This is a genomic window from Streptomyces amakusaensis, from assembly GCF_039532665.1.
Classification (GTDB): domain Bacteria; phylum Actinomycetota; class Actinomycetes; order Streptomycetales; family Streptomycetaceae; genus Streptomyces; species Streptomyces amakusaensis.
In genome coordinates this window covers 505,739-526,786 of sequence record NZ_BAAASB010000004.1, presented here as the reverse complement: position 1 = coordinate 526,786, position 21,048 = coordinate 505,739, and the positions used below count along the sequence as shown (strand labels likewise).

Here is a 21,048-nt window from a genome sequence, read left to right as displayed (position 1 = left end):
TCGCCCCACCCGGCCCCTCCGCACCCCTCGACCGAGGGTCGCGGAGGGGCCGGGCGGGGTGCGGCCACATGCCCCAACAGTCCGATGATCTTTCGATCTGATTAATCCGATCAGGCGATATATCGGACACGCTCCCCCCGGTTCGTCGCAGAGAGTGAACTACGCTCGGAACGCCCGTGCGGACCCCCTGCGGGCTCGGCAGGTGCGCGGAGACGACGGGAGCGTGGCCCGTGACGGATCAGGCGATGGACTCGGGCGGACGCCCCGGCGCGTCCGGGGGCCGGTTCTTCGGCCGGCAACGGGAGCTGAAGTCGCTCCGGAGCGACATCGAACGAGCCGGCCTGGACACCATCGCGGGCCGGAAGGCCCCCCGCGCCCGGGTCCTCCTGATCGCCGGACGCCCCGGCTCCGGACGGAGCGCGCTCGCCCGGCGGCTCGTCGAGGAGATCGCCCCCGACTACCCCGACGGGGTGCTGACCGCGCGGCTCACCGAGCCCGGCGGCCGTCGCGTCCCCACCGAGGAGACCGCCAGACAGCTCCTGGAGGCCCTCGGCGTCCAGGGCCCGCCCGGCGCGGACGAGGACGAGCTCTCCCAGCTGCTGCGCGAGGCGCTGGCCGGCCGGCGCGCCGTGCTGCTGCTCGACGACGCGGCCGACGCCGAGCAGGTCGACCCGCTGCTGCCCGACGACTGCGGCTGCCTGGTCGTCGCGGTCTCGGGGGGCCCGCTGACCGGCATCCCCGACGTCCGGCCGTGCACCCTCGGCGGCCTGGACGCCAAGGCGGCCATCGAACTCCTCGCCACCTTCACCGGATCCGTGCGCATCACCGTGGACCCGCAGGCCGCCGAGTCCGTCGCCGAGGAGTGCGGCGGACTCCCCGCCGCCCTGGTCCTGGTCGGCGGCTGGCTCGCCGCCCGCCCCAAACTCTCCGTCGCCGACGCCACCCGGCAGCTGCGCGCCCTGCCCGACGACGGCGAGCAGCCCTCGCAGGCCGCCCGCCCGCTCGCCCGCGCCTTCCGGCTGGTGTACGAGTCCCTGCCGCCCCCGGCCGCCCGGCTGCTGCGGCTGCTGGCGCTGGCCCCCGCCGGGATCGCCGACGGGCACATCGCCTCCTCCCTCGCGGGCTCCTCGGTGCCCGACGCCCTCGACGCGCTGGAGGGCTTCGCCGCTCTCGGGCTGCTGCACCGCGAGGACGGGGAGTACCGGGTGCCGGGCGCGCTGCGGCCGCTGCTGGGCGCGCTGACCGAATCCCTCGACAAACCCGCCGATCTGCGGACGGCCCGGGCCCGGATGCTGGAGCGGGCGGTGCGCCAGCTGCACTCCTGCCGGGCGGTGACCGAGCCGGACAGCGTCCCCGCCCGCAAGGCGCTCGCCGCCATGCCCCGCGCCCTGCGCTTCGAGCACCCGGCCGCCGCCGAGCGCTGGCTGCGCGACCGACAGCATGTCCTCCTCGCCGCCGCCCGGGTCGCGGTGGCCGACGGGGAACTGGACACCCTCGCCAGACGGCTGGTCTCGGCCCTGGTGCGGGCGCTGGCCGCGCACCGGGGCACCGACGCCGCCGCCCCCGAGCTGTACGGTCTGCACCGGCTGGTCCTCGGGGTCGCCGAGCGCCGGGAGCTGCACCGGGAGCGGGCCGCCGCCCTGCTCAACCTCGCCGACCTCGACGCCCGCAGCGGCCGTACGAAGGACGCGCTCGCCCGCTACCGGGCCGCCCTGGACGCGGGCCGGGCCGCGAACGACCCGTACGCGACCGGCCGCGCGATGGAATCCGTCGGCGGCGCGTACCAGGAGCTGGGGGACTGGCACCGGGCCGCCGACTGGTACGGCAGGGCGCTCGTCCAGCGCCAGGCCCGGGGGGAGCGCGCGGACGAGGCGCGGCTGTACGGGCGGCTCGGCACCGTGCACACCTACGCGGGCCGCTACGGCGAGGCGCTGCGCGGCTGGCGGGCCGCCGTCGCGGGCTACCGCCGGGTGGGCGACCTCCCCTCCCAGGCCCGCGCGCTGAGCGAGGCGGCCCGGGTGCAGGAGTACGCGGGCCGGCCCCAGGAGTCGCTGCACACCTGCCACGAGGCGGTCGAGTGGGCCCGGCGGGCCGGGGACCGCAGACTCCAGGCCGCGCTCCAGCTCAGACTGGCCGACACCCTGGAGAGGCTCGGCGACCCGGCGGCGGCGGGCCTGCACCGCACCACCGCCGAGAGATTGCTGGAAGCCGAAGGCGAGCAGTCAGGGTCAACCTACGAAATCCGTAGCGTCATGGCGGGAGATTAGTTGTTTGTAAGGCTAGACAGGGAGAATTCCTTCATTAAACTGGCTCCACCGCGTCTTTCCCGTGGTGTCTTCCGGTGTACCCCTCGTGTACCGGTATGTATGGAAGTACCCCTGTATCCGCCACATCCCCAGAGTCAAGGACCGTGATCGACGTGAAGGTCGGCATCCCCCGCGAGGTCAAGAACAACGAGTTCCGGGTGGCGATCACCCCCGCAGGCGTCCACGAGCTGGTGCGCCACGGCCACGAGGTCGTCATCGAGCGGAACGCCGGCGTCGGCTCCTCGATCACGGACGACGAGTACATCGCCGCGGGCGCCCGGATCCTGCCGACCGCCGACGAGGTCTGGGCCACCGCCGACCTGCTGCTGAAGGTCAAGGAGCCGATCGCCGAGGAGTACCACCGCCTCCGCAAGGACCAGACCCTCTTCACCTACCTCCACCTCGCGGCCTCCCGCGACTGCACGGACGCCCTGCTGGAGTCCGGCACCACCGCCATCGCGTACGAGACGGTCGAGACCGCCAACCGCGCACTGCCGCTGCTCGCCCCGATGTCCGAGGTCGCGGGCCGGCTCGCCCCCCAGGTCGGCGCCTACCACCTGATGCGCTCGGCCGGCGGCCGGGGCGTGCTGCCGGGCGGCGTCCCGGGCACCCACGCGGGCCGCGCCGTCGTCATCGGCGGCGGCGTCTCCGGCTGGAACGCGACCCAGATCGCCGTCGGCATGGGCTTCCACGTCACCCTGCTCGACCGCGACATCAACAAGCTCCGCGAGGCCGACAAGATCTTCGGCACCGCCGTGCAGACGATCGTCTCCAACGCCTACGAGCTGGAGAAGGCCGTCGTCGAGGCCGACCTCGTCATCGGCGCCGTGCTCATCCCCGGAGCCAAGGCACCGAAGCTGGTCACCAACGAGCTGGTCGCCAAGATGAAGCCCGGAAGTGTCCTTGTCGACATCGCGATCGACCAGGGCGGCTGCTTCGAGGACTCCCACCCGACCACGCACGCCGAGCCGACCTTCACGGTCCACGACTCCGTCTTCTACTGCGTCGCCAACATGCCGGGTGCCGTTCCCCACACCTCCACCTACGCGCTGACCAACGCGACGCTGCCCTACATAGTCGAACTGGCCAACCTCGGCTGGACCGAGGCGCTGCGCCGCGACCCGGCGCTCGCCCTGGGCCTCAACACCCACGACGGCCAGGTCGTTTACGGTCCCGTCGCCGAGGCCCACGGGCTGCCCCACACCGAGCTGACCACGCTCATCGGCTGAGAGGCGGCCCGCGGTCAACGGCCGCCGTCAACATCGTGCCCCCGGCCGGACCTTGCTGCGCGAGGTCCGGCCGGAGCCGTACCCGGCCCAGGGCGCACCCGTTCAACTCGCCTTGTACGTAACCCTTCAACCGATTCGCGCACCCCCGAAACCGTCCCGCGGGACCCCGGCCGGACGGCCGCGCACCCTTGACAGCGGGGTGTTCCCTTGCCGACACATACGGCCGGGTCCGGTGGATTGTGTTGCTGCGGAGCGGTGACACGCCATAGAGTCGCCAACCGTCGGCATGGTGCCACGCTGACCTATCGATAAAGTCCTGGTCACGTCCAAGGAGGTAAGACGACTTGTGAATGAGTCGACATTTACTCCCGGGGGTGGTCACGCGGTAGCGCCTGTACGGGGAGTGAGCCCGTCGTCCGGGCAGGGTGCTGTCGGCTCCGTAGCTGTCCGGACCTTCGCGACGCGCCAGGACACCACGCACATGACGACAGCCCACACGATGAAGATGACGGACGGCCAACACGTGAACGCCACGGCCGGCAACGAGAGTGGCCGAGAGTCCACCCACTTCGCCGCCTACGAGGAAGTCCCCGAAGGGCACTTCTACGACCCCGACGCCGAGTACGAGCCCGATCCCGAGTACGCGGCCACCCTCGCCCCCGACGCCGCGCGTCAGCGCCGCGAGCGGATCGGCCCCACCGGGCGGCCCCTGCCGTACTTCCCGATCCCGGGCCCGCTGACCGACCACGGCCCCGCGACGATCATCGCGATGTGCAACCAGAAGGGCGGCGTGGGCAAGACCACGTCCACCATCAATCTGGGCGCCGCGCTCGCGGAGTACGGACGGCGCGTCCTGCTCGTCGACTTCGACCCGCAGGGAGCCCTGTCGGTCGGCCTCGGCGTGAACCCGATGGAGCTGGACCTCACCGTCTACAACCTGCTCATGGAGCGGGGCCTGTCGGCGGACGAGGTGCTGCTGAAGACCGCGGTCCCCAACATGGACCTGCTGCCGAGCAACATCGACCTGTCGGCGGCGGAAGTCCAGCTGGTGAGCGAGGTCGCGCGCGAGTCCACCCTCCAGCGGGCGCTGAAGCCGCTCCTGCCGGACTACGACTACATCGTGATCGACTGTCAGCCCTCGCTGGGCCTCCTCACGGTCAACGCGCTCACCGCGGCGCACAAGGTGATCGTCCCGCTGGAGTGCGAGTTCTTCGCGCTGCGCGGCGTCGCCCTGCTGACCGAGACGATCGAGAAGGTCCGGGAGCGGCTCAACCCCGACCTGGAGCTGGACGGCATCCTCGCCACCATGTACGACTCGCGCACCGTGCACAGCCGCGAGGTGCTGGCGCGCGTGGTGGAGGCGTTCGACGACCACGTCTACCACACGGTCATCGGACGGACCGTCCGCTTCCCGGAGACCACCGTGGCCGGTGAGCCGATCACCACCTACGCGTCGAACTCGGTCGGCGCGGCCGCCTACCGCCAGCTCGCCAGGGAGGTGCTCGCCCGGTGTCACGCCGAGTGAGTCTGCCGGGGGCCGACGAACTGTTCCGCACCACCGGGGGGATGTCGCTCCAGTCGTCCTCGCCCCGGCGGCAGCCGAACGCGGAGCCCAGGGTGCCCGCCCCCGGTGGCGAGAGCGACCCGCTGGAGGCCGCCGAGCAGCCGTCCGCCCCCCAGGAGCACTCGGCGGCCGGCGCGGACACCGACGCCGAGGGCCGCAGCCGGGGCCAGGAGCCCGCGGCGCAGCCCGGACCGCCCGGAACCAAGCCCCGCCGCCCGCAGGCCGCCCAGGAGGCCGCTGGGGCCCCCGCGCGCCGGGGCAGGGGCCGGGGGGCGAACCGCCGCCCCAGCGGTCGCGAGCGGCACGACGAGAAGATCACGGTCTATGTCTCCGCCGAGGAGCTGATGGACCTCGAACACGCGCGGCTGGTGCTGCGCGGGGAGCACGGGCTCGCGGTGGACCGCGGCCGGATAGTGCGTGAGGCGGTCGCCGTGGTGCTGGCCGATCTGGAACAGCGCGGCGACGCGAGCATTCTCGTACGGCGTCTGCGGGGCCGCTGAGGGTAGCCTGCGCGCTGCCCCCGACCGTCCCGCCAGGACCGTGTCCCCGGTCCGCGCCGCCCCTGTTTGGACCGCGATGCCCCCGACCGATCCGCCCCGCCCGCCGCGCCGCGCCCTGGGCCGGGGCCCCGGCGCGGACGCGGACGGCGGGCCGGAGCGGCGGCCGGACGGGCAGGCCCCGGCCCCGGAGCCCGTTCCGGAGCCCCCGCGCGCGCCGGATCCCTCCGGGGACGGCGAAGGCGGCGCGGGCGACGAGCGCCGGTTCACCGTGCGCCTGGCCAATTTCGAGGGCCCCTTCGACCTGCTGCTCCAGCTCATCGCCAAGCACAAGCTCGATGTGACCGAGGTCGCACTCTCCCGGGTCACGGACGACTTCATGGCCCACATCCGCGCCATGGGCGACGACTGGGACCTCGACCAGACCACCGAGTTCCTGGTGGTCGCCGCCACCCTCCTCGATCTCAAGACGGCCCGGCTGCTGCCCGCCGCCGAGATCGAGGACGAGGAGGATCTCGCCCTCCTGGAGGCGCGCGACCTGCTCTTCGCCCGGCTGCTCCAGTACCGCGCGTACAAGAGCCTCGCCGCCCTGCTGGGCGAGCGGCTCGACGCCGAGGGCCGCCGGTACCCCCGGACGGTGGGGCTCGAACCCCACCACGCCGCACTCCTGCCCGAGGTCGTCCTCGGCATCGGGCCCGACGGCCTCGCCCGGCTCGCCGCCCTCGCCGCGCGGCCCCGACCCCGGCCCCGGGTGGAGGTGGACCACATCCACGCGCCGCTGGTCAGCGTCCGGGAGCAGGCCGGGATCGTGGCCGCCCTGCTGCGGGGGCGCGGCCGGGCCACCTTCCGGGAGCTGGCGGAGGGGGCGGCGGACACGCTCACCGTCGTCGCCCGGTTCCTCGCCCTGCTGGAGCTGTACCGGGACCGGGCCGTCGCCCTCGACCAGGAGGAGGCCCTCGGTGAACTCCTGGTCGTCTGGACCGGCGGCGACGGCCCCCTCGCGGTCACCGACGAGTTCGACCGGACACCCACCGGGGTCAGAGAAGTGGAGGAATCGGTTTGAGCGATCTCAAGCCCGCCCTCGAAGCCGTGCTGATGGTCGTCGACGAGCCGGCCGCCGAGGAGCACCTCGCCAGGATCCTCGAGGTGCCCCGCCGGGCCGTCGCCGACGCCCTGCGCGAGCTGGCCGACGAGTACACCGCCACCGGCCGCGGCTTCGAGCTGCGGCAGGTCGCCGGAGGCTGGCGCTTCTACTCCCGCCCGGAGCACGCCGGGGCCGTGGAGCGCTTCGTGCTCGACGGCCGGCAGGCCCGGCTCACCCAGGCCGCCCTGGAGACGCTCGCGGTCGTCGCGTACCGCCAGCCGGTCGGCCGCTCCCGCGTCTCCGCCGTGCGCGGAGTCAACTGCGACGGCGTGATGCGGACGCTGCTCCAGCGCGGTCTGGTGGAGGAGGCGGGCGCGGAACCCGAAACAGGTGCGATCCTGTACAGGACGACGAACTACTTTCTGGAGCGGATGGGCCTGCGCGGCCTGGACGAGCTGCCGGAGCCGGCGCCCTTCCTCCCCGAGGCGGACGCGATCGAGGCCGAGACGCAGGAAGGCGTACTGTCGTTCGATCCGGACGCTCCGGAAACTGATGCAGACAGCCATCCAGACAATCCAACGACGGAACTTTGATGCGAAGCAGCGGCAGGAACAGCAGCGGGAACAGCGGCGGCGGCAAGAGCGGCGGTCGCGGTAACCCCCGGGGCGCCGGCGGGGGCGCCTCCCGGCCGAAGGCCGGGGGTCAGCGCGACGACCGTCAGCAGCGCGCGGGCAAGCCCCGTCCCGAGGAGCGCCGCTACGACGTGGGCGGTTCCTCCGAGGCCCCCCGCAAGGGCCGCGGCGAGTCGGCGCGCGGCGGCGCCAAGGGCGGCCCCCGGCAGTCCCCCCAGAGGGCAGGGAAGGGCGGCTACGCCCCGGGCCGCTCGCGGGAGTACGACGCCAGGACCGAGGAGCGCAACCGCGAGCGTTACGCGGACAAGCCCCTGGTCAAGACCCCGAAGACCTTCGGTGAGCAGGAGGGCGAGCGGCTTCAGAAGGTGCTCGCCAGGGCCGGTATGGGCTCCCGCCGCACCTGTGAGGACCTGATCGACGCCGGCCGGGTCGAGGTCAACGGCAGCGTGGTGATCGAGCAGGGCGTCCGCGTCGACCCCGACCGCGACGAGATCAAGGTCGACGGTCTGACCGTCGCCACCCAGTCGCACCTGTTCTTCGCGCTGAACAAGCCCGCTGGCGTCGTCTCCACCATGGAGGACCCCGACGGCCGCCAGTGCCTCGGCGACTACGTCACCAACCGCGAGACCCGCCTCTTCCACGTGGGCCGTCTCGACACGGAGACCGAGGGCATCATCCTGCTCACCAACCACGGCGAGCTGGCCCACCGTCTCACCCACCCGAAGTACGGCGTGAAGAAGACCTACCTCGCCGCCATCCAGGGGCCGCTGCCGCGCGAGATCGGCAAGCGCCTCAAGGACGGCATCCAGTTGGAGGACGGCCTCGCCCGCGCCGACCACTTCCGCGTGGTGGAGAACACCGGCAAGAACTACCTGGTCGAGGTCACCCTCCACGAGGGCCGCAAGCACATCGTGCGCCGGATGCTCTCCGAGGCCGGATTCCCGGTCGAGAAGCTGGTGCGCACCGCCTTCGGCCCGATCTCCCTGGGCGACCAGAAGTCCGGCTGGCTGCGCCGTATGACCAACACCGAGGTCGGCATGCTGATGAAGGAAGTCGGCCTCTGAGCCGTTTTGTCGACACGGCTTTGTCGACACGGCACATCTCGCGCCGGGAGCCCGCGACCGAAGCAGGTCGCGGGCTTCCGCGTTCCCGCGCGCATCCTGGGCCCGCGCCTCTTGCGTCCGCTCCGGACCCCCATTTATAGTCAGGGTGACTATTAAGGAGGCGGGGTTGAATCTCGCGGACCTGCTGGACCCCCTGCGACAGCCGCTGTTCACCGTGCTCGACACCCCGGTGAGCTGGACCGAGGTGCTCGGATTCGGCAGCGGCGCGCTCTGCGTCTGGCTCGTCGCCCGCCAGCACCTCGCCAACTGGCCCGTCGGCATCGCCAACAACCTCCTCTTCATCCTGCTCTTCGGCCAGGCCGGGCTGTACGCCGACGCGGGCCTGCAGATCGTCTTCATCGCCCTCGCCGCCTACGGCTGGTGGACCTGGACCCACGGGGGTGGCCCGGGCTCCGACGCAGGTCTCCCGGTGCGGCGCACCTCGCGCACCGAGTGGATCGGGCTCTTCGCGGCGGGGGCGATGGGGACCGCGGCCATCACCCTCCTGCTCGACCGGGCCACCGACTCCACCGTCCCCTTCTGGGACGCGCTCACCACCGCCCTCTCGCTCATGGCGACCTACGGGCAGTGCCGCAAGCGGCTGGAGTCCTGGTGGCTGTGGATCGCCGCCGACCTGATCTACATCCCGCTCTACGCGCACAAGCAGCTCTACCTCACCTCGCTGCTGTACACCGGCTTCCTCGCGCTCTGCGTGCTCGGACTCCGCAACTGGTCCCGCTCGGCGGCCGAACACCGGGCCCGTGCCGACGCCGCGACCACCACCCCGGCCACGGCCACGGCCGGGACCGGGACCGCCGGGGCGACCCCATGAAGGCCCACCGGCACGGACTGGTCCTCGGGAAGTTCTATCCGCCGCACGCCGGGCACCACCACCTCGTCGACACCGCCGCCGCCCGCTGCGACCGGCTGACCGTCCTGGTCTGCGCCGCCTCCGTGGAGTCCATCCCGCTCGGCGACCGGGTCGCCTGGATGCGCGAGCTGCACCCGGACGCCCATGTCGTGGGCACGGTCGACGACATCCCCATGGACACCGGCGACCCGGCCGTCTGGGACGCGCACATGGCCGTCTTCCGCGCCGCCGTCCCCGAGCCCGTCGACGCCGTCTTCACCTCCGAGGCGTACGGGGCCGAGCTGGGCCGCCGCTTCGGCGCGCACGCCGTCTCCGTCGACCCCGGACGTACGCGCTTCCCCGTCTCCGGCACCGCCGTCCGCGAGGACCCCGCCCGCTGCTGGGAGTACCTCAGAGCCCCCGTACGCGCCGCCCTGACCCGCCGTGTGGTGGTGCTCGGCGCGGAGTCGACCGGCACCACCACCATGGTCCGCGCGCTCACCGACCACTACCGCCGGCGCGGCGGGGTCTGGGCCGGGACCCTCGGCGTCCCGGAGTGCGGACGGCGGTTCAGCGAGGACGCGCTGGCCCGGCTGCGCGCCGAGCGGCCCGGGGCGCTCTGGAGCGACGTCGCCCTCACGGCCGACGACTTCCCCCGCATCGCCCGCCGCCAGAGCGAGCTGGAGGAGGAGGCCGCCCGAGCCGGCTCGCCGGTCCTCTTCTGCGACACCGACGCGTTCGCCACCACCGTCTGGCACGAGCGCTATGTGGGCGGCCGTCACGAGGAGGTCGCCCGGATCGCCGCGCGCGGACGGCAGCACCTGTGGCTGCTCACCGACGACGAGTCGGTCCCCTTCGAGGACGACGGGCTGCGCGACGGGGCCGAGCTGCGGCCCTGGATGACCGCCCGCTTCGCGGCCGAGCTGGCCCGCACCGGCCGCCGGACCGTACGGCTGACCGGACCGCACGAGCGGCGGCTGGCCACCGCGGTCGCCGCCGTGGACGCGCTGCTCGCCGAAGGACTCCGCCTCGCCGACCCGCTCCCCGACCTCACCGCCCGCCCGGACTCCCCGCACTCCCAGGAGCCCCCGCGCCCCTCGTACCGCCCCCGCTGACGCCCGCCCCCGCCCGGGGCCGACCGAACGGAGCGCCGTTGACCCACCAGCCGTCCGAGCACACCGGCGCGCCGCCGGGGTACGACCCCCGGGCCTTCCCGCCCTTCGCGGTCACCGTCGACCTCGCCGTCCTCACCGTCCGCGCGGCCCGGCTCCAGGTGCTGCTCGTCCGCCGGGGGGAGGACCCCCACCGAGGCGCGTGGGCGCTCCCCGGCGGCTTCGTCCGCCCCGACGAGTCCGCCGGGGCCGCCGCCCGCCGCGAACTCGCCGAGGAGACCGGACTCTCCGACTCCACCGTCCGCCATCTCCACCTCGAACAGCTGCGCACCTACAGCGAACCGGACCGCGACCCGAGGATGCGGGTCGTCTCCGTCGCCTACGCGGCCCTCCTGCCCGATCTGCCCGAACCCCGGGGCGGCGGGGACGCGGCCCACGCCCGGTGGACACCGCGCGAACACGCCGCGCCGCTCGCCTTCGACCACGAGCGGATCCTCGCCGACGCCCATGAACGGGTCAGCGCCAAGCTGGAGTACACCTGCCTCGCCACCGGCTTCTGCCCGGCCGAGTTCACCCTCGGCGAGCTGCGGCAGGTGTACGAGACGGTCTGGGGCGTCCCGCTCGACCCGCCCAACTTCCGCCGGAAGGTCCTCGCCACCCCCGGCTTCGTGGAAGCCGTCGAGGGCCCGCCGCGCCGCACCGGCGGCCGGGGCAAACCCGCCGCGCTCTACCGCGCGGGCCCCGCGTCCGTGCTCCACCCACCCCTCCTGCGACCGGAAGGACGCCGGCCATGACCACACTCCGGACCCCGAGGACCGCGACCAAGCAGGCCGCCACCGGCTCCCTGATCGGACTCGCGCTCGGGGACGCCCTGGGATTCCCCACCGAGTTCGACGACGTGCCGCGGATCCTCGCCACGTGCGGCCCCTGGCGCGAGATGCCGCTGCCCCGGCCCGCGTACGTCACCGACGACACCCAGATGACCATCGCCGTCGCCAACGGCATCCGCACCGCCATGGACCGCGGACTGCTCGTCGCCTCCCGCCTCGTCCGCCCGCTGCGCGAGGAGTTCACCTCCTGGTACCACTCCCCGGAGAACAACCGTGCCCCCGGCAACACCTGCCTCACCGCCTGTCGGCTTCTCGACGACGAACGGCGGCCCTGGACGGAGGCGAGCCAGATCGGCTCCAAGGGCTGCGGCGCGAACATGCGCGTCGCCCCCGTCGGACTCGTCCCCGGACTGAGCGACGAACAGCGCGCCGGGGCGGCCCAGCTCCAGTCCGCGCTCACCCACGGCCACCCCACCGCGCTGGCCGCCAGCGACCTCACCGCCCGCGCCGTCCATCTGCTGGCCCGGGGCGCGGACCCGGCCGGCCTGGTGGTGCGGCTGCGCACCTACGCGTACGAGAGCCGCTCCCGCTACTACGAGCGCTGGCTCGGCGATCTGTGGACGAAGTCCTCCGACGCCTCGCCCCTGGCCTTCGTCGCGCGCGGCTGGGACGAGTGCCTCACCGCCCTGGACCGGGTGGCGACCGCCCTGCGCGACCCCGACCCGGAGACCGACCCCTGCCTCGCCACCGGCGACGGCTGGATCGCCGAGGAAGCCCTCGCCACCGCCCTGCACTGCTTCCTGCTCTTCCCCCGGGAACCGGTCACCGCGCTGCGCAGGGCCGCCTGCACCCGGGGCGACTCGGACTCGATAGCCGCCCTGACGGGCGCGTTCGCCGGAGCGCACCTCGGCGCGGACGCCTGGCCCAAGGAGTGGTCCGAGCGGATCGAGTACCGCAGCGACCTGCTCTCCCTGGGCGCGCTCTGGGACTCCTGACCCCGGCCGGCCCCGGCCCGGCCCCCGCCCCGGGGGCCGGTCGCCGCGGCGCGCGCCCGGACGGCTGACTAGGCTGATCGGGAACACCCGCCCGGACGCCGCCTCGCGCAAGGACATCACCCAGTGGGAAGCCACCAGTGAGAACCGCCCTCGTCATCGGAACCGGACTGATCGGCACCTCCGCCGCGCTCGCTCTCGCGGGCCGGGGGGTGACCGTCCATCTGGTCGACCACGACCCCGAGCGGGCCCAGACCGCCGCCGCCCTCGGCGCGGGCACCGACGCCCCGCCGCCGGGCCCGGTCGACCTCGCGATCGTCGCCGTGCCCCCGGCGTACACCGCCACCGCGCTCGCCGCCGCCATGCGCGACGGCGTCGCCCGGGGCTATCTCGACGTCGCCAGCGTCAAGGGCGCCCCCCGGCGCGAGCTGGAGGCCCTCTCCCTGGACCTCTCCGCCTACATCGGGTCCCACCCGATGTCCGGCAAGGAGCGCTCCGGCCCCCTCGCGGCCACCGCCGACCTCTTCGAGGGGCGGCCCTGGGTGCTCACCCCCACCGCCGCCACGGACACCGAGGTGCTCAACCTCGCCCTCGAACTGGTCGCCCTCTGCCGGGCCGTCCCGGTGGTCATGGACGCCGACGCCCACGACCGCGCGGTCGCCCTCGTCTCGCACACCCCGCAGCTGGTCTCCTCGATGGTCGCCGCCCGGCTGGAGGAGGCCGACGAGACCGCCGTGCGCCTGTGCGGACAGGGCATCCGCGACGTCACCCGGATCGCCGCTTCCGACCCCGCCATGTGGGTCGACATCCTCACCGCGAACCCCGGCCCGGTGGCCGACGTGCTCACCGGGATCGCCGCCGACCTGGACGAGACCGTCCGGGCGCTGCGCTCGCTCCAGTCCCCGGACGAGGAGCGCCGCCGGGACGGCGCGACGGACATCGGCGCCGTGCTGCGCCGGGGCAACGCCGGACGGGCCCGGGTCCCCGGCAAGCACGGCACGGCCCCCGCCGCGTACGAGATCGTCGGAGTGCTCATCAGCGACCAGCCGGGCGAGCTGGCCCGGATCTTCTCCGACGCCGGACGCGAGGGCGTCAACATCGAGGACGTCCGCATCGAGCACGCCACCGGGCAGCAGGCCGGTCTGGTGCAGCTGATGGTCGAACCCTCCGCCGCGGCCTCCCTCGCGGCCTCGCTGCGCGAGCGGGGATGGGCGATCCGGCAGTGACCGAAACGGCCGCTTCCGGACACTCGGCGTCACGGTGACGGCCGCCGGGGCCGCCCGGCCGTACGCGTGTCCGTGACGGGTCCCGGCACTCGGTAACCTTGGGCCGGGGCCCACCGCATTTCCGCGCGGCCCCGTCCCCGCCTCAGGAAAGGTGTCCGACACCGTGGAATCCGTGATCGTCGCCATCGACGGCCCCGCCGGCACGGGCAAGTCGAGCACGTCCAAGGCCGTGGCCGCCGCCCTGGGGCTGAGCTATCTGGACACCGGTGCGCAGTACCGGGCGATCACCTGGTGGATGGTCAGCAAGGGGATCGACCTCTCCGACCCGGCCCGGATCGCCGCCGTCGCGGACCGGCCGGCCATCGTCTCCGGCACCGACCCCGCCGCCCCGACCATCACCGTCGACGGCGTGGACGCCTCCGGCCCGATCCGCACCCAGGAGGTCAGCTCCAAGGTCAGCGCGGTCAGCGCCGTCCCCGAGGTGCGGACCCGGATCACCGAGCTCCAGCGCGAGATCGCCGCCGCGGCCGTCGCGGGCATCGTCGTCGAGGGCCGCGACATCGGTACCACCGTGCTGCCGGACGCCGATCTGAAGATCTTCCTGACCGCCTCCGCCGAGGCCCGCGCCGCGCGCCGCAGCGGAGAGCTGAAGGGCGCCGACCTGGCGGCCACCCGCGAGGCCCTGATCAAGCGGGACGCGGCGGACTCCAGCCGTAAGACCTCCCCGCTCGCCAAGGCCGACGACGCGATCGAGGTGGACACCACCGAGCTGACCCTTCAGCAGGTGATCGACCGGGTGGTCGCCCTGGTCCGGTCCCGGCAGGCCGAGGGCGTCACCGGCACCCGGGCGGTGCGGTGACCGATTCGGCCGTGAGGAATTCGGCCGGCGCCGCCCCCGCCGGGGACGCGGCGCCCTCCGCACGCGGTGCGGTGATCGGCCGGCGCATCGGCATCGGCCTGATGTACGGGCTGTGGAAGCCCCGGGTGCTCGGCGACTGGCGGGTTCCGTCCGCCGGCCCCGTGATCCTCGCCGTGAACCACTCGCACATGGTGGACGGACCCATGCTGATGGGCACCGCACCCCGCCCGGTGCACTTTCTGATCAAGAAAGAGGCGTTCGTCGGCCCGCTGGACCCCTTCCTGCTGGCGATCGGACAGCTGAAGGTGGACCGCTCCGGCACCGACCGCGCGGCGGTCACCGGCGCGCTCGGCGTACTGGCGAACGGCGGAGTCCTCGGCATATTTCCCGAGGGCACCCGGGGTGAGGGAGACTTCGCCTCACTGCGCGCCGGGCTCGCCTACTTCGCGGTACGCTCCGGCGCGCCGATCGTCCCGGTGGCCGTTCTCGGCGGCGACGAACGGCCCGGCAGGCTGATCAGGGCGCTCCCCGCGCTGCGCGGCCGGGTGGACATCGTCTTCGGCGACGCCTTCCGGGCGGGGGACGGCAGCGGCCGCCGTACGCGCACGGCGCTGGACGACGCCACCGTACACATCCAGCAGCGGCTGACCGGCCATCTGGAAAACGCCAGGCGCCTCACCGGGCGCTCCGGGTAAGACTTTGAGCAGGGGGTCACCGCGAGGTGGCCCGGTTGACGATCGAGGAACGGACTTCATGAACGACCAGCACGACCACGGAGCACTCGGCGACGCCGAGTACGCGGAGTTCATGGAGCTCGCCGCGGTAGAGGGCTTCGACGTCGAGGAGGTCGAGGACGCGATCGGCGAGGCCGGTCACGGCCCGCTGCCCGTCCTCGCCGTCGTCGGCCGCCCCAATGTCGGAAAGTCGACCCTGGTGAACCGCATCATCGGCCGCCGTGAGGCCGTGGTGGAGGACAAGCCGGGCGTCACCCGGGACCGGGTCACCTACGAGGCCGAGTGGGCCGGCCGCCGCTTCAAGGTGGTGGACACCGGAGGCTGGGAGCAGGACGTCCTCGGCATCGACGCCTCCGTCGCCGCCCAGGCCGAGTACGCGATCGAGGCCGCCGACGCGGTCGTCTTCGTCGTGGACTCCACGGTCGGCGCGACCGACACCGACGAGGCCGTCGTCCGGCTGCTGCGCCGGGCCGGCAAGCCCGTGGTGCTCTGCGCCAACAAGGTCGACGGCCCCAGCGGCGAGGCGGACGCCACCGCCCTGTGGTCGCTCGGCCTCGGCGAGCCCCACCCGGTCTCCTCGCTGCACGGCCGCGGCACGGGCGACATGCTCGACGCCGTCCTGGAGGCGCTGCCGGAGGCCCCGGCCCAGACCTTCGGCACGGTCCTCGGCGGTCCCCGTCGCATCGCCCTGATCGGCCGCCCGAACGTCGGCAAGTCCTCGCTGCTCAACAAGGTGGCCAACGAGGAGCGGGTGGTCGTCAACGAGATCGCCGGCACCACCCGTGACCCGGTCGACGAGCTGATCGAGCTGGGCGGTGTCACCTGGAAGTTCGTGGACACGGCCGGCATCCGCCGCCGGGTCCACCTCCAGGAGGGCGCGGACTACTACGCCTCGCTGCGTACCGCCGCCGCCGTGGAGAAGGCGGAGGTCGCCGTCGTGCTGATCGACGCCAGTGAGTCCATCAGCGTCCAGGACCAGCGGATCATCACCATGGCGGTCGAGGCCGGCCGTGCGATGGTCGTCGCGTTCAACAAGTGGGACACCCTCGACGAGGAGCGCCGCTACTACCTGGAGCGCGAGATCGACACGGAGCTGGCCCAGATCTCCTGGGCCCCCCGGGTCAATGTCTCGGCCCTCACCGGCCGCCACATGGAGAAGCTGGTCCCGGCGATCACCACCGCCCTGGCGGGCTGGGAGACCCGGGTCCCCACCGGCCGGCTGAACGCCTTCCTCGGTGAGATCGTCGCCGCGCACCCGCACCCGGTCCGGGGCGGAAAGCAGCCCCGTATCCTCTTCGGCACCCAGGCGGGCACCAAGCCGCCGAGGTTCGTCCTCTTCGCCTCCGGCTTCCTGGAGCACGGCTACCGCCGCTTCGTGGAGCGCAGGCTCCGCGAGGAGTTCGGCTTCGAGGGCACCCCGATCCACATCTCGGTGCGGGTCCGGGAGAAGCGCGGCCGCAACAAGTAGGGCTCCGTACGCGTACGGGTGAGGGCGCTGTCCCGGACCGGATGATCCTCCGGCCCGGGACAGCGCCCTCACCCGTACGGCGGGCGGGAACTCAGAAGCCCCGGCGGGGGGCCGGGGGCAGGGCGACCGGATGGTGGCCCACATAGGCCCGGGGGGCCGGGTAGGGCTGCCAGCCCGCGCCGGGATACGGCGGATGGCCGATGCTCCCGAAGCCCCGGCTGCTGGTCAGCCCCATGCCGAAGTCCTTGAATCCGAGATCTTCCTCACCGCTCCGGTCGCCGGGCAGTGCCCGGAACGCCCTGCGGTACTCGGCGCACAGTGTGTCGTAGATGGGCGTGGGGGAGGGGGCCGGGGGCACCTCGTAGGCGGGGCGCATCGCCGGGATCTGGGGCGGGTACTGATGGCGGGTCGGGTCGTATGAGTGCACGTACCTGCAACGAGGCACGCCCCCGGCCCGTCACTGCCCGGCCCGCCGCAGAAATGTCCCGGGATCAGGTGTTCCGGCGGGCGGGCCGGGCAGGGGGCAGGGGGGAGCCGCCGGGGGCGGCGCGGTGGGTGGGGCCGGGCCCTCAGGTCCCGGCGAGCGGCATCGCGGCGGCCACCAGCCGGCCGCCCGCCGCCGCCTTCTCCAGGGCGTCCCGCAGCAGATCCTCCCGGGGCTGCTGGCCGATCGAGCCGACCGGGGCCGCGTAGACCAGCACCGTGCGGGACTTGTTGGCGGCGGTCCGCCAGCCGTCGGTGACCTGGAGCGGCTGATGCGCCTGCCACCAGGCGACCTGATTGCCGCCGCCGGTGCCGGGCTGGAGCACGGCGTGCAGCTGGCCCATGGCGAGCAGCACGGACCAGCCGGGGAGCTGGCCGGGCGGCCGGGCGACGTCGTGGACGGGTCCGAAGCCCTGCTCGATGAGGAGGGTGAGGAAGTCGTCGCCGCCCTCGCCCGTGGTGCCGGGGCGGGCGATCGGCGCGGTCGGCTCCACCACCAGCGCCGGGCGCAGCTCCCCCTGGATCAGCAGCAGCCCGCTGGTGATGCCGAGGACCGCCTGCCCGGGGGCGGGGCCGGCCTCGGCGGCCAGGGGCGCCGGGGCGGGCACGGGCGCGGGTGCGAAGCCGCCCGCCTGGTCGCCGGTGATGGAGCGCACCGCGCCCTGGAGCTCGGACTCGGCGACCTGGACGACCTGCGAGGGGATGCAGGTGGCGTGGGCGAAGGCGAGGACGGCGGTCTCCTCGCCGACGAACAGCACCGTGCTGGTGCGCTCCTGCTCGGTGTCGCCCGGGGTGCGGCAGGAGGTGCAGTCGTAGCTGCCCGGGGCGTTCTCGCCGGCGAGCAGCCGGTCGGCTTCCTGGTCACCGATCTCGGCGCGTACGTCCTCGCTGACGTCGAGCATGCGCGGCACGGGTGGCTCCTCGGGCTTGTTCTTGTGAGCCGGGCCGATCCCCGCTCATAAAGGGTTCAACGGGTGTCTGTGTCCGGAGTCACGCCTGGAGGGGAACGGAAACGAACCATCCGGGACGGGAGCGGCGACCTCGGCCGGAATCGGCTGGTCCGGGCCAAGGAGCGCTGGTGCGGGGGGTGTCGACGCGGTGCGCGGGCGGGCCGGACCAGCCCTGGAAGAGTCCATAAATCATGAAATAAGCGAACCAAAAGGGTGGCCTGATGTGATCCTTACCGAAGGTAATCGCCGAGGGCGTGGGGCCGGGTTCGGAGCCGCCCCCGGAAGGGTCCGAACGCGCGCGACCAGTAGGGTCCGTTCCTGACCGCTTTTTTGTTGTTCCCGGGGGAACGGACGCCACCGCGCATGCGCATCTCTTTTCTGCTCCACAACGCCTACGGCATCGGGGGCACGATCCGCACGACCTTCAACCTCGCCCAGACCCTCGCCGAACGGCACGAGGTCGAGATCGTCTCCGTCTTCCGCCACCGCGACAGCCCGCTCATGGGCGCGCCCGACGGCGTCGTCCTGAGGCATCTGGTGGATCTGCGGAAGAAGAGCCCCGGATACGACGGGGACCACCCCGACTACGCCAGGCCGGCGAAGGTCTTCCCGCGCGGCGACGGCCGGCACAAGCAGTACAGCCGGCTCACCGACGCCCGGATCGGGGCCCATCTGGGGTCGGTCGAGGCCGATGTCGTCATCGGCACCCGCCCCGGCCTCATCGTGCACGTGGCCCGCCAGACCCGGCCAGGACCGCTCAAGGTCGGCCAGGAGCACCTCACCCTGGACGGACACGGCTTCCGGATGCGCCGCGAGATCGGCTACCGCTATCCGCTGCTCGACGCGCTCACCACCGTCACCGAGGCCGACGCCCGCGCCTACCGGGGGCTGGGCCTGACCGGACCGCGCATCGAGGCCGTCCCCAACAGCGTGCCCGCGCCCTCGGTCGAGCCCGCCGACTCCACCGCCAAGTACGTCGTCGCGGCGGGCCGGCTCACCAGGGTCAAGCGGTACGACGTCCTCGTGGAGGCCTTCGCCCTGGTCGCCGCCGAGCGCCCGGACTGGAAGCTGCGCATCTACGGCAGCGGCGACCAGACCGGCAACGAGCGCGACACCCTCAAGGCGCTGATCGCGGAGCGCGGGCTGAGCGACAGCGTCGCGCTGATGGGCAACGCCGACCCGCTGGAGAAGGAGTGGGTCAAGGGCTCCGTCGCGGCCGTCACCTCGGTCCGGGAGTCCTTCGGGATGACCATCGTCGAGGCGATGCGCTGCGGACTGCCCGTCGTCTCCACCGACTGCCCGCACGGCCCCCGCGAGATCATCGAGGACGGGGTGGACGGCCGGCTGGTGCCGGTCGGCGATGTGAAGGCGGTCGCCGCCGCCCTCCTTGAGCTGATCAACGACGACGAGCTGCGCCGGCGCACCGGCGCGGCGGCCCTCGCCGCGTCCGAACGCTTCGACCCGGCCCGGATCGCCGCCCGCCACGAGGCCCTCTTCACCGAGCTGGCCGACGCCCGGGCGGCCGGCGGCGGCCCGCGCGGCGCTCTGCGGGACCGGGTCTTCCGCGCCCGGGGAGCCGTGCTCGACGCCTTCTACTCGGCCCGCCATCTCGCCGGACGGGTGATCCGCCGGAAGGGCTGACCACCCGGACCCGCCGCCGACCCGCCGCTGCCCGGCGGCCGTGGCCGCGGTCGTGGCCGCGCACGGCGGTCGCGGACACAGGCTGTCCGCGACCGCTGGCAGACTTCCTCCCATGCTGGAGACCTCCGCACGGCTGCTGCGCCTGCTCTCACTGCTTCAGGCCCACCGGGAATGGCCGGGGGCCGAACTGGCCCGACGGCTCGGCGTCACCCCGCGCACGGTGCGCCGCGACGTCGACCGGCTGCGCGAGCTGGGCTATCCCGTCAACGCCAGCCCCGGCACCGGCGGCGGCTACCGGCTGGGCGCGGGCGCGGAGCTGCCCCCGCTGCTCCTCGACGACGAGGAGGCGGTGGCCGTCGCGGTCGGGCTGCGCACCGCGGCGGGCCAGGGCATCGAGGGCATCGGCGAGACCTCCGTACGCGCCCTCGCCAAGCTGGAGCAGGTGCTTCCGCACCGGCTGCGGCGGCGGGTGAGCGCGCTCACCGACTTCACCGTGCCGATGCTGCGGCCCGCCAGGGCCCAGGTCGACGCCTCCCTCCTCACCGAACTGGCCAACGCCTGCCGCGATAACGAGCGGCTCCGCTTCGACTACCGCGACCACGGGGGCACCGTCACGAGCCGGAGCGCCGAGCCGCACCGGCTGGTGTGCGCGGAGGGCCGCTGGTATCTGGTCGCCTGGGACCTGGACCGCGCCGACTGGCGCACCTACCGGGCCGACCGGATCACCCCCACCCCGCCCCACGGCCCCCGGTTCGCCCCGCGCACCCCGCCCGCCGACGATCTGGCCCGCTATGTCTCCCAGGGAGTCTCCACCCGGGCCTACCCGGCGCGCGCGGTCGTCCGCCTCCACACCTCCGCCGAGGAGGCGGCCCGGGTCGTCGGACCGTCCGACGGAGTGGTCGAACCGATCGACGCGCACAGCTGTCTGCTGACCACGGGCGCGACGAGCGTGGAGGTGATGGTGATTCATGTGATGCTCATGGGAGTGGATTTCGACGTCGTCGAGCCGCCGGAGCTGAAGGACAGCCTCAGGGTGGTCCGGGATCGCTTTTCCCGTGCCCTGGCGGAGCCCGGGACGGTTGATTCCCGTTCCCCGGCCGTTCCGGATCAATAGCGGGACGCTCGGAGCGGATCCGGGGCGGTGCGCGGAAGCCGCCGCCCTCCTCCTGTACGGCGTGAGTGGTGTGCCGTACGAGGCGGGGGAGGCGGGTACGAGCGCCTGTCCGAAGAACGGGCCGTCGGGGGCGGTGCCGCCCGCCCGGCCGCCGTCGCGCGCCCCGTCGGCTGCGGAACGTGCGCTCCGGCCCCGGCGGAACACACAAGGGGATCCTGTAAGGAAGAGGTGAATTCTTGACGCCCCGGCGAACGATTCGCCGAACGGTCCGTCAATTCACTCCCGGATGTGCTGACTCATTAATTGACCAGGGAATTGCACGACTCCGGCGGGCTATCGGGAATTTCCGTACACCGGTCCCAGAAGTGCTCGTT

The 21,048-nt window shown here is 73.3% G+C and carries 19 protein-coding genes; 17 read left to right on the top strand and 2 right to left on the bottom strand.

Annotated features, from left to right (window positions below; genetic code table 11):
- Positions 1–230 precede the first annotated feature (230 nt).
- The 15 genes from ABD371_RS09860 to der all read left to right on the top strand — a co-directional run bounded on the left by ABD371_RS09860 (position 231) and on the right by der (position 16,486).
- The gene (locus ABD371_RS09860) at positions 231–2,267 is read left to right on the top strand and encodes a tetratricopeptide repeat protein (protein ID WP_381734651.1); all 2,037 of its coding nucleotides are present in this window, start codon (positions 231–233) and stop codon (positions 2,265–2,267) included.
- 152 nt (positions 2,268–2,419) lie between these two features.
- Positions 2,420–3,535: an alanine dehydrogenase gene (gene ald / locus ABD371_RS09855; RefSeq protein WP_344475019.1), complete on the top strand. Its 1,116-nt coding sequence runs from the start codon at positions 2,420–2,422 to the stop codon at positions 3,533–3,535.
- A gap of 499 nt (positions 3,536–4,034) precedes the next feature.
- The gene (locus ABD371_RS09850; RefSeq protein ID WP_381734661.1) at positions 4,035–5,060 is read left to right on the top strand and encodes a ParA family protein; all 1,026 of its coding nucleotides are present in this window, start codon (positions 4,035–4,037) and stop codon (positions 5,058–5,060) included.
- Positions 5,057–5,599 (top strand): hypothetical protein, encoded by a 543-nt coding sequence (locus tag ABD371_RS09845; protein WP_344475017.1) that lies wholly within the window; start codon positions 5,057–5,059, stop codon positions 5,597–5,599. Before ABD371_RS09850 ends, ABD371_RS09845 begins: the two co-directional genes overlap by 4 nt.
- Positions 5,600–5,675: 76 nt before the next feature.
- Positions 5,676–6,659, top strand: coding sequence for a segregation and condensation protein A (locus ABD371_RS09840; protein WP_344474941.1), 984 nt, complete (start codon positions 5,676–5,678; stop codon positions 6,657–6,659).
- Positions 6,656–7,273 carry an SMC-Scp complex subunit ScpB gene (gene scpB / locus ABD371_RS09835; RefSeq protein WP_344474939.1) on the top strand — a complete coding sequence of 206 codons (618 nt, stop codon included), beginning with the start codon at positions 6,656–6,658 and terminating at the stop codon, positions 7,271–7,273. Before ABD371_RS09840 ends, scpB begins: the two co-directional genes overlap by 4 nt.
- On the top strand, positions 7,273–8,376 hold the full coding sequence (locus tag ABD371_RS09830) for a pseudouridine synthase (protein WP_344474937.1): 1,104 nt from the start codon (positions 7,273–7,275) through the stop codon (positions 8,374–8,376). The genes scpB and ABD371_RS09830 overlap by 1 nt, the downstream gene beginning before the upstream one ends.
- Before the next feature lie 166 nt (positions 8,377–8,542).
- Complete coding sequence (gene pnuC / locus ABD371_RS09825; protein ID WP_344474935.1) at positions 8,543–9,247, top strand: nicotinamide riboside transporter PnuC; 705 nt, start codon at positions 8,543–8,545, stop codon at positions 9,245–9,247.
- Entirely contained in the window at positions 9,244–10,380 is a 1,137-nt protein-coding gene (locus ABD371_RS09820) for an AAA family ATPase (RefSeq protein ID WP_344474933.1), read from the top strand. Before pnuC ends, ABD371_RS09820 begins: the two co-directional genes overlap by 4 nt.
- 38 nt (positions 10,381–10,418) lie before the next feature.
- Positions 10,419–11,171 carry an NUDIX hydrolase gene (locus ABD371_RS09815; RefSeq protein WP_344474931.1) on the top strand — a complete coding sequence of 251 codons (753 nt, stop codon included), beginning with the start codon at positions 10,419–10,421 and terminating at the stop codon, positions 11,169–11,171.
- Positions 11,168–12,202 (top strand): ADP-ribosylglycohydrolase family protein, encoded by a 1,035-nt coding sequence (locus tag ABD371_RS09810; RefSeq protein WP_344474929.1) that lies wholly within the window; start codon positions 11,168–11,170, stop codon positions 12,200–12,202. Before ABD371_RS09815 ends, ABD371_RS09810 begins: the two co-directional genes overlap by 4 nt.
- Before the next feature lie 137 nt (positions 12,203–12,339).
- A complete protein-coding gene (locus tag ABD371_RS09805; RefSeq protein WP_344474927.1) occupies positions 12,340–13,425 on the top strand; it encodes a prephenate dehydrogenase in 1,086 nt (361 codons plus the stop codon).
- A gap of 151 nt (positions 13,426–13,576) precedes the next feature.
- Positions 13,577–14,284: a (d)CMP kinase gene (gene cmk / locus ABD371_RS09800; protein WP_344474925.1), complete on the top strand. Its 708-nt coding sequence runs from the start codon at positions 13,577–13,579 to the stop codon at positions 14,282–14,284.
- A 101-nt stretch (positions 14,285–14,385) separates the two neighbouring features.
- Positions 14,386–14,979, top strand: a complete 594-nt coding sequence (locus tag ABD371_RS09795; RefSeq protein WP_344475015.1) for a lysophospholipid acyltransferase family protein — start codon at positions 14,386–14,388, stop codon at positions 14,977–14,979.
- Positions 14,980–15,037: 58 nt separating this feature from the next.
- Positions 15,038–16,486 carry a ribosome biogenesis GTPase Der gene (gene der, locus ABD371_RS09790; protein ID WP_344474923.1) on the top strand — a complete coding sequence of 483 codons (1,449 nt, stop codon included), beginning with the start codon at positions 15,038–15,040 and terminating at the stop codon, positions 16,484–16,486.
- A gap of 91 nt (positions 16,487–16,577) precedes the next feature.
- Here der and ABD371_RS09785 read toward each other — a convergent pair whose 3' ends face one another.
- Both ABD371_RS09785 and ABD371_RS09780 read right to left on the bottom strand, forming a co-directional pair.
- Entirely contained in the window at positions 16,578–16,913 is a 336-nt protein-coding gene (locus ABD371_RS09785) for a hypothetical protein (protein WP_344474921.1), read from the bottom strand.
- Positions 16,914–17,055: 142 nt separating this feature from the next.
- Positions 17,056–17,880 carry a hypothetical protein gene (locus ABD371_RS09780; protein WP_344474919.1) on the bottom strand — a complete coding sequence of 275 codons (825 nt, stop codon included), beginning with the start codon at positions 17,878–17,880 and terminating at the stop codon, positions 17,056–17,058.
- A gap of 402 nt (positions 17,881–18,282) precedes the next feature.
- Here ABD371_RS09780 and ABD371_RS09775 point away from each other — a divergent pair, with 402 nt between their 5' ends.
- Both ABD371_RS09775 and ABD371_RS09770 read left to right on the top strand, forming a co-directional pair.
- Entirely contained in the window at positions 18,283–19,560 is a 1,278-nt protein-coding gene (locus tag ABD371_RS09775; RefSeq protein WP_344474917.1) for a glycosyltransferase family 4 protein, read from the top strand.
- Positions 19,561–19,672: 112 nt separating this feature from the next.
- Entirely contained in the window at positions 19,673–20,674 is a 1,002-nt protein-coding gene (locus ABD371_RS09770; RefSeq protein WP_344474915.1) for a helix-turn-helix transcriptional regulator, read from the top strand.
- Positions 20,675–21,048 lie beyond the last annotated feature (374 nt).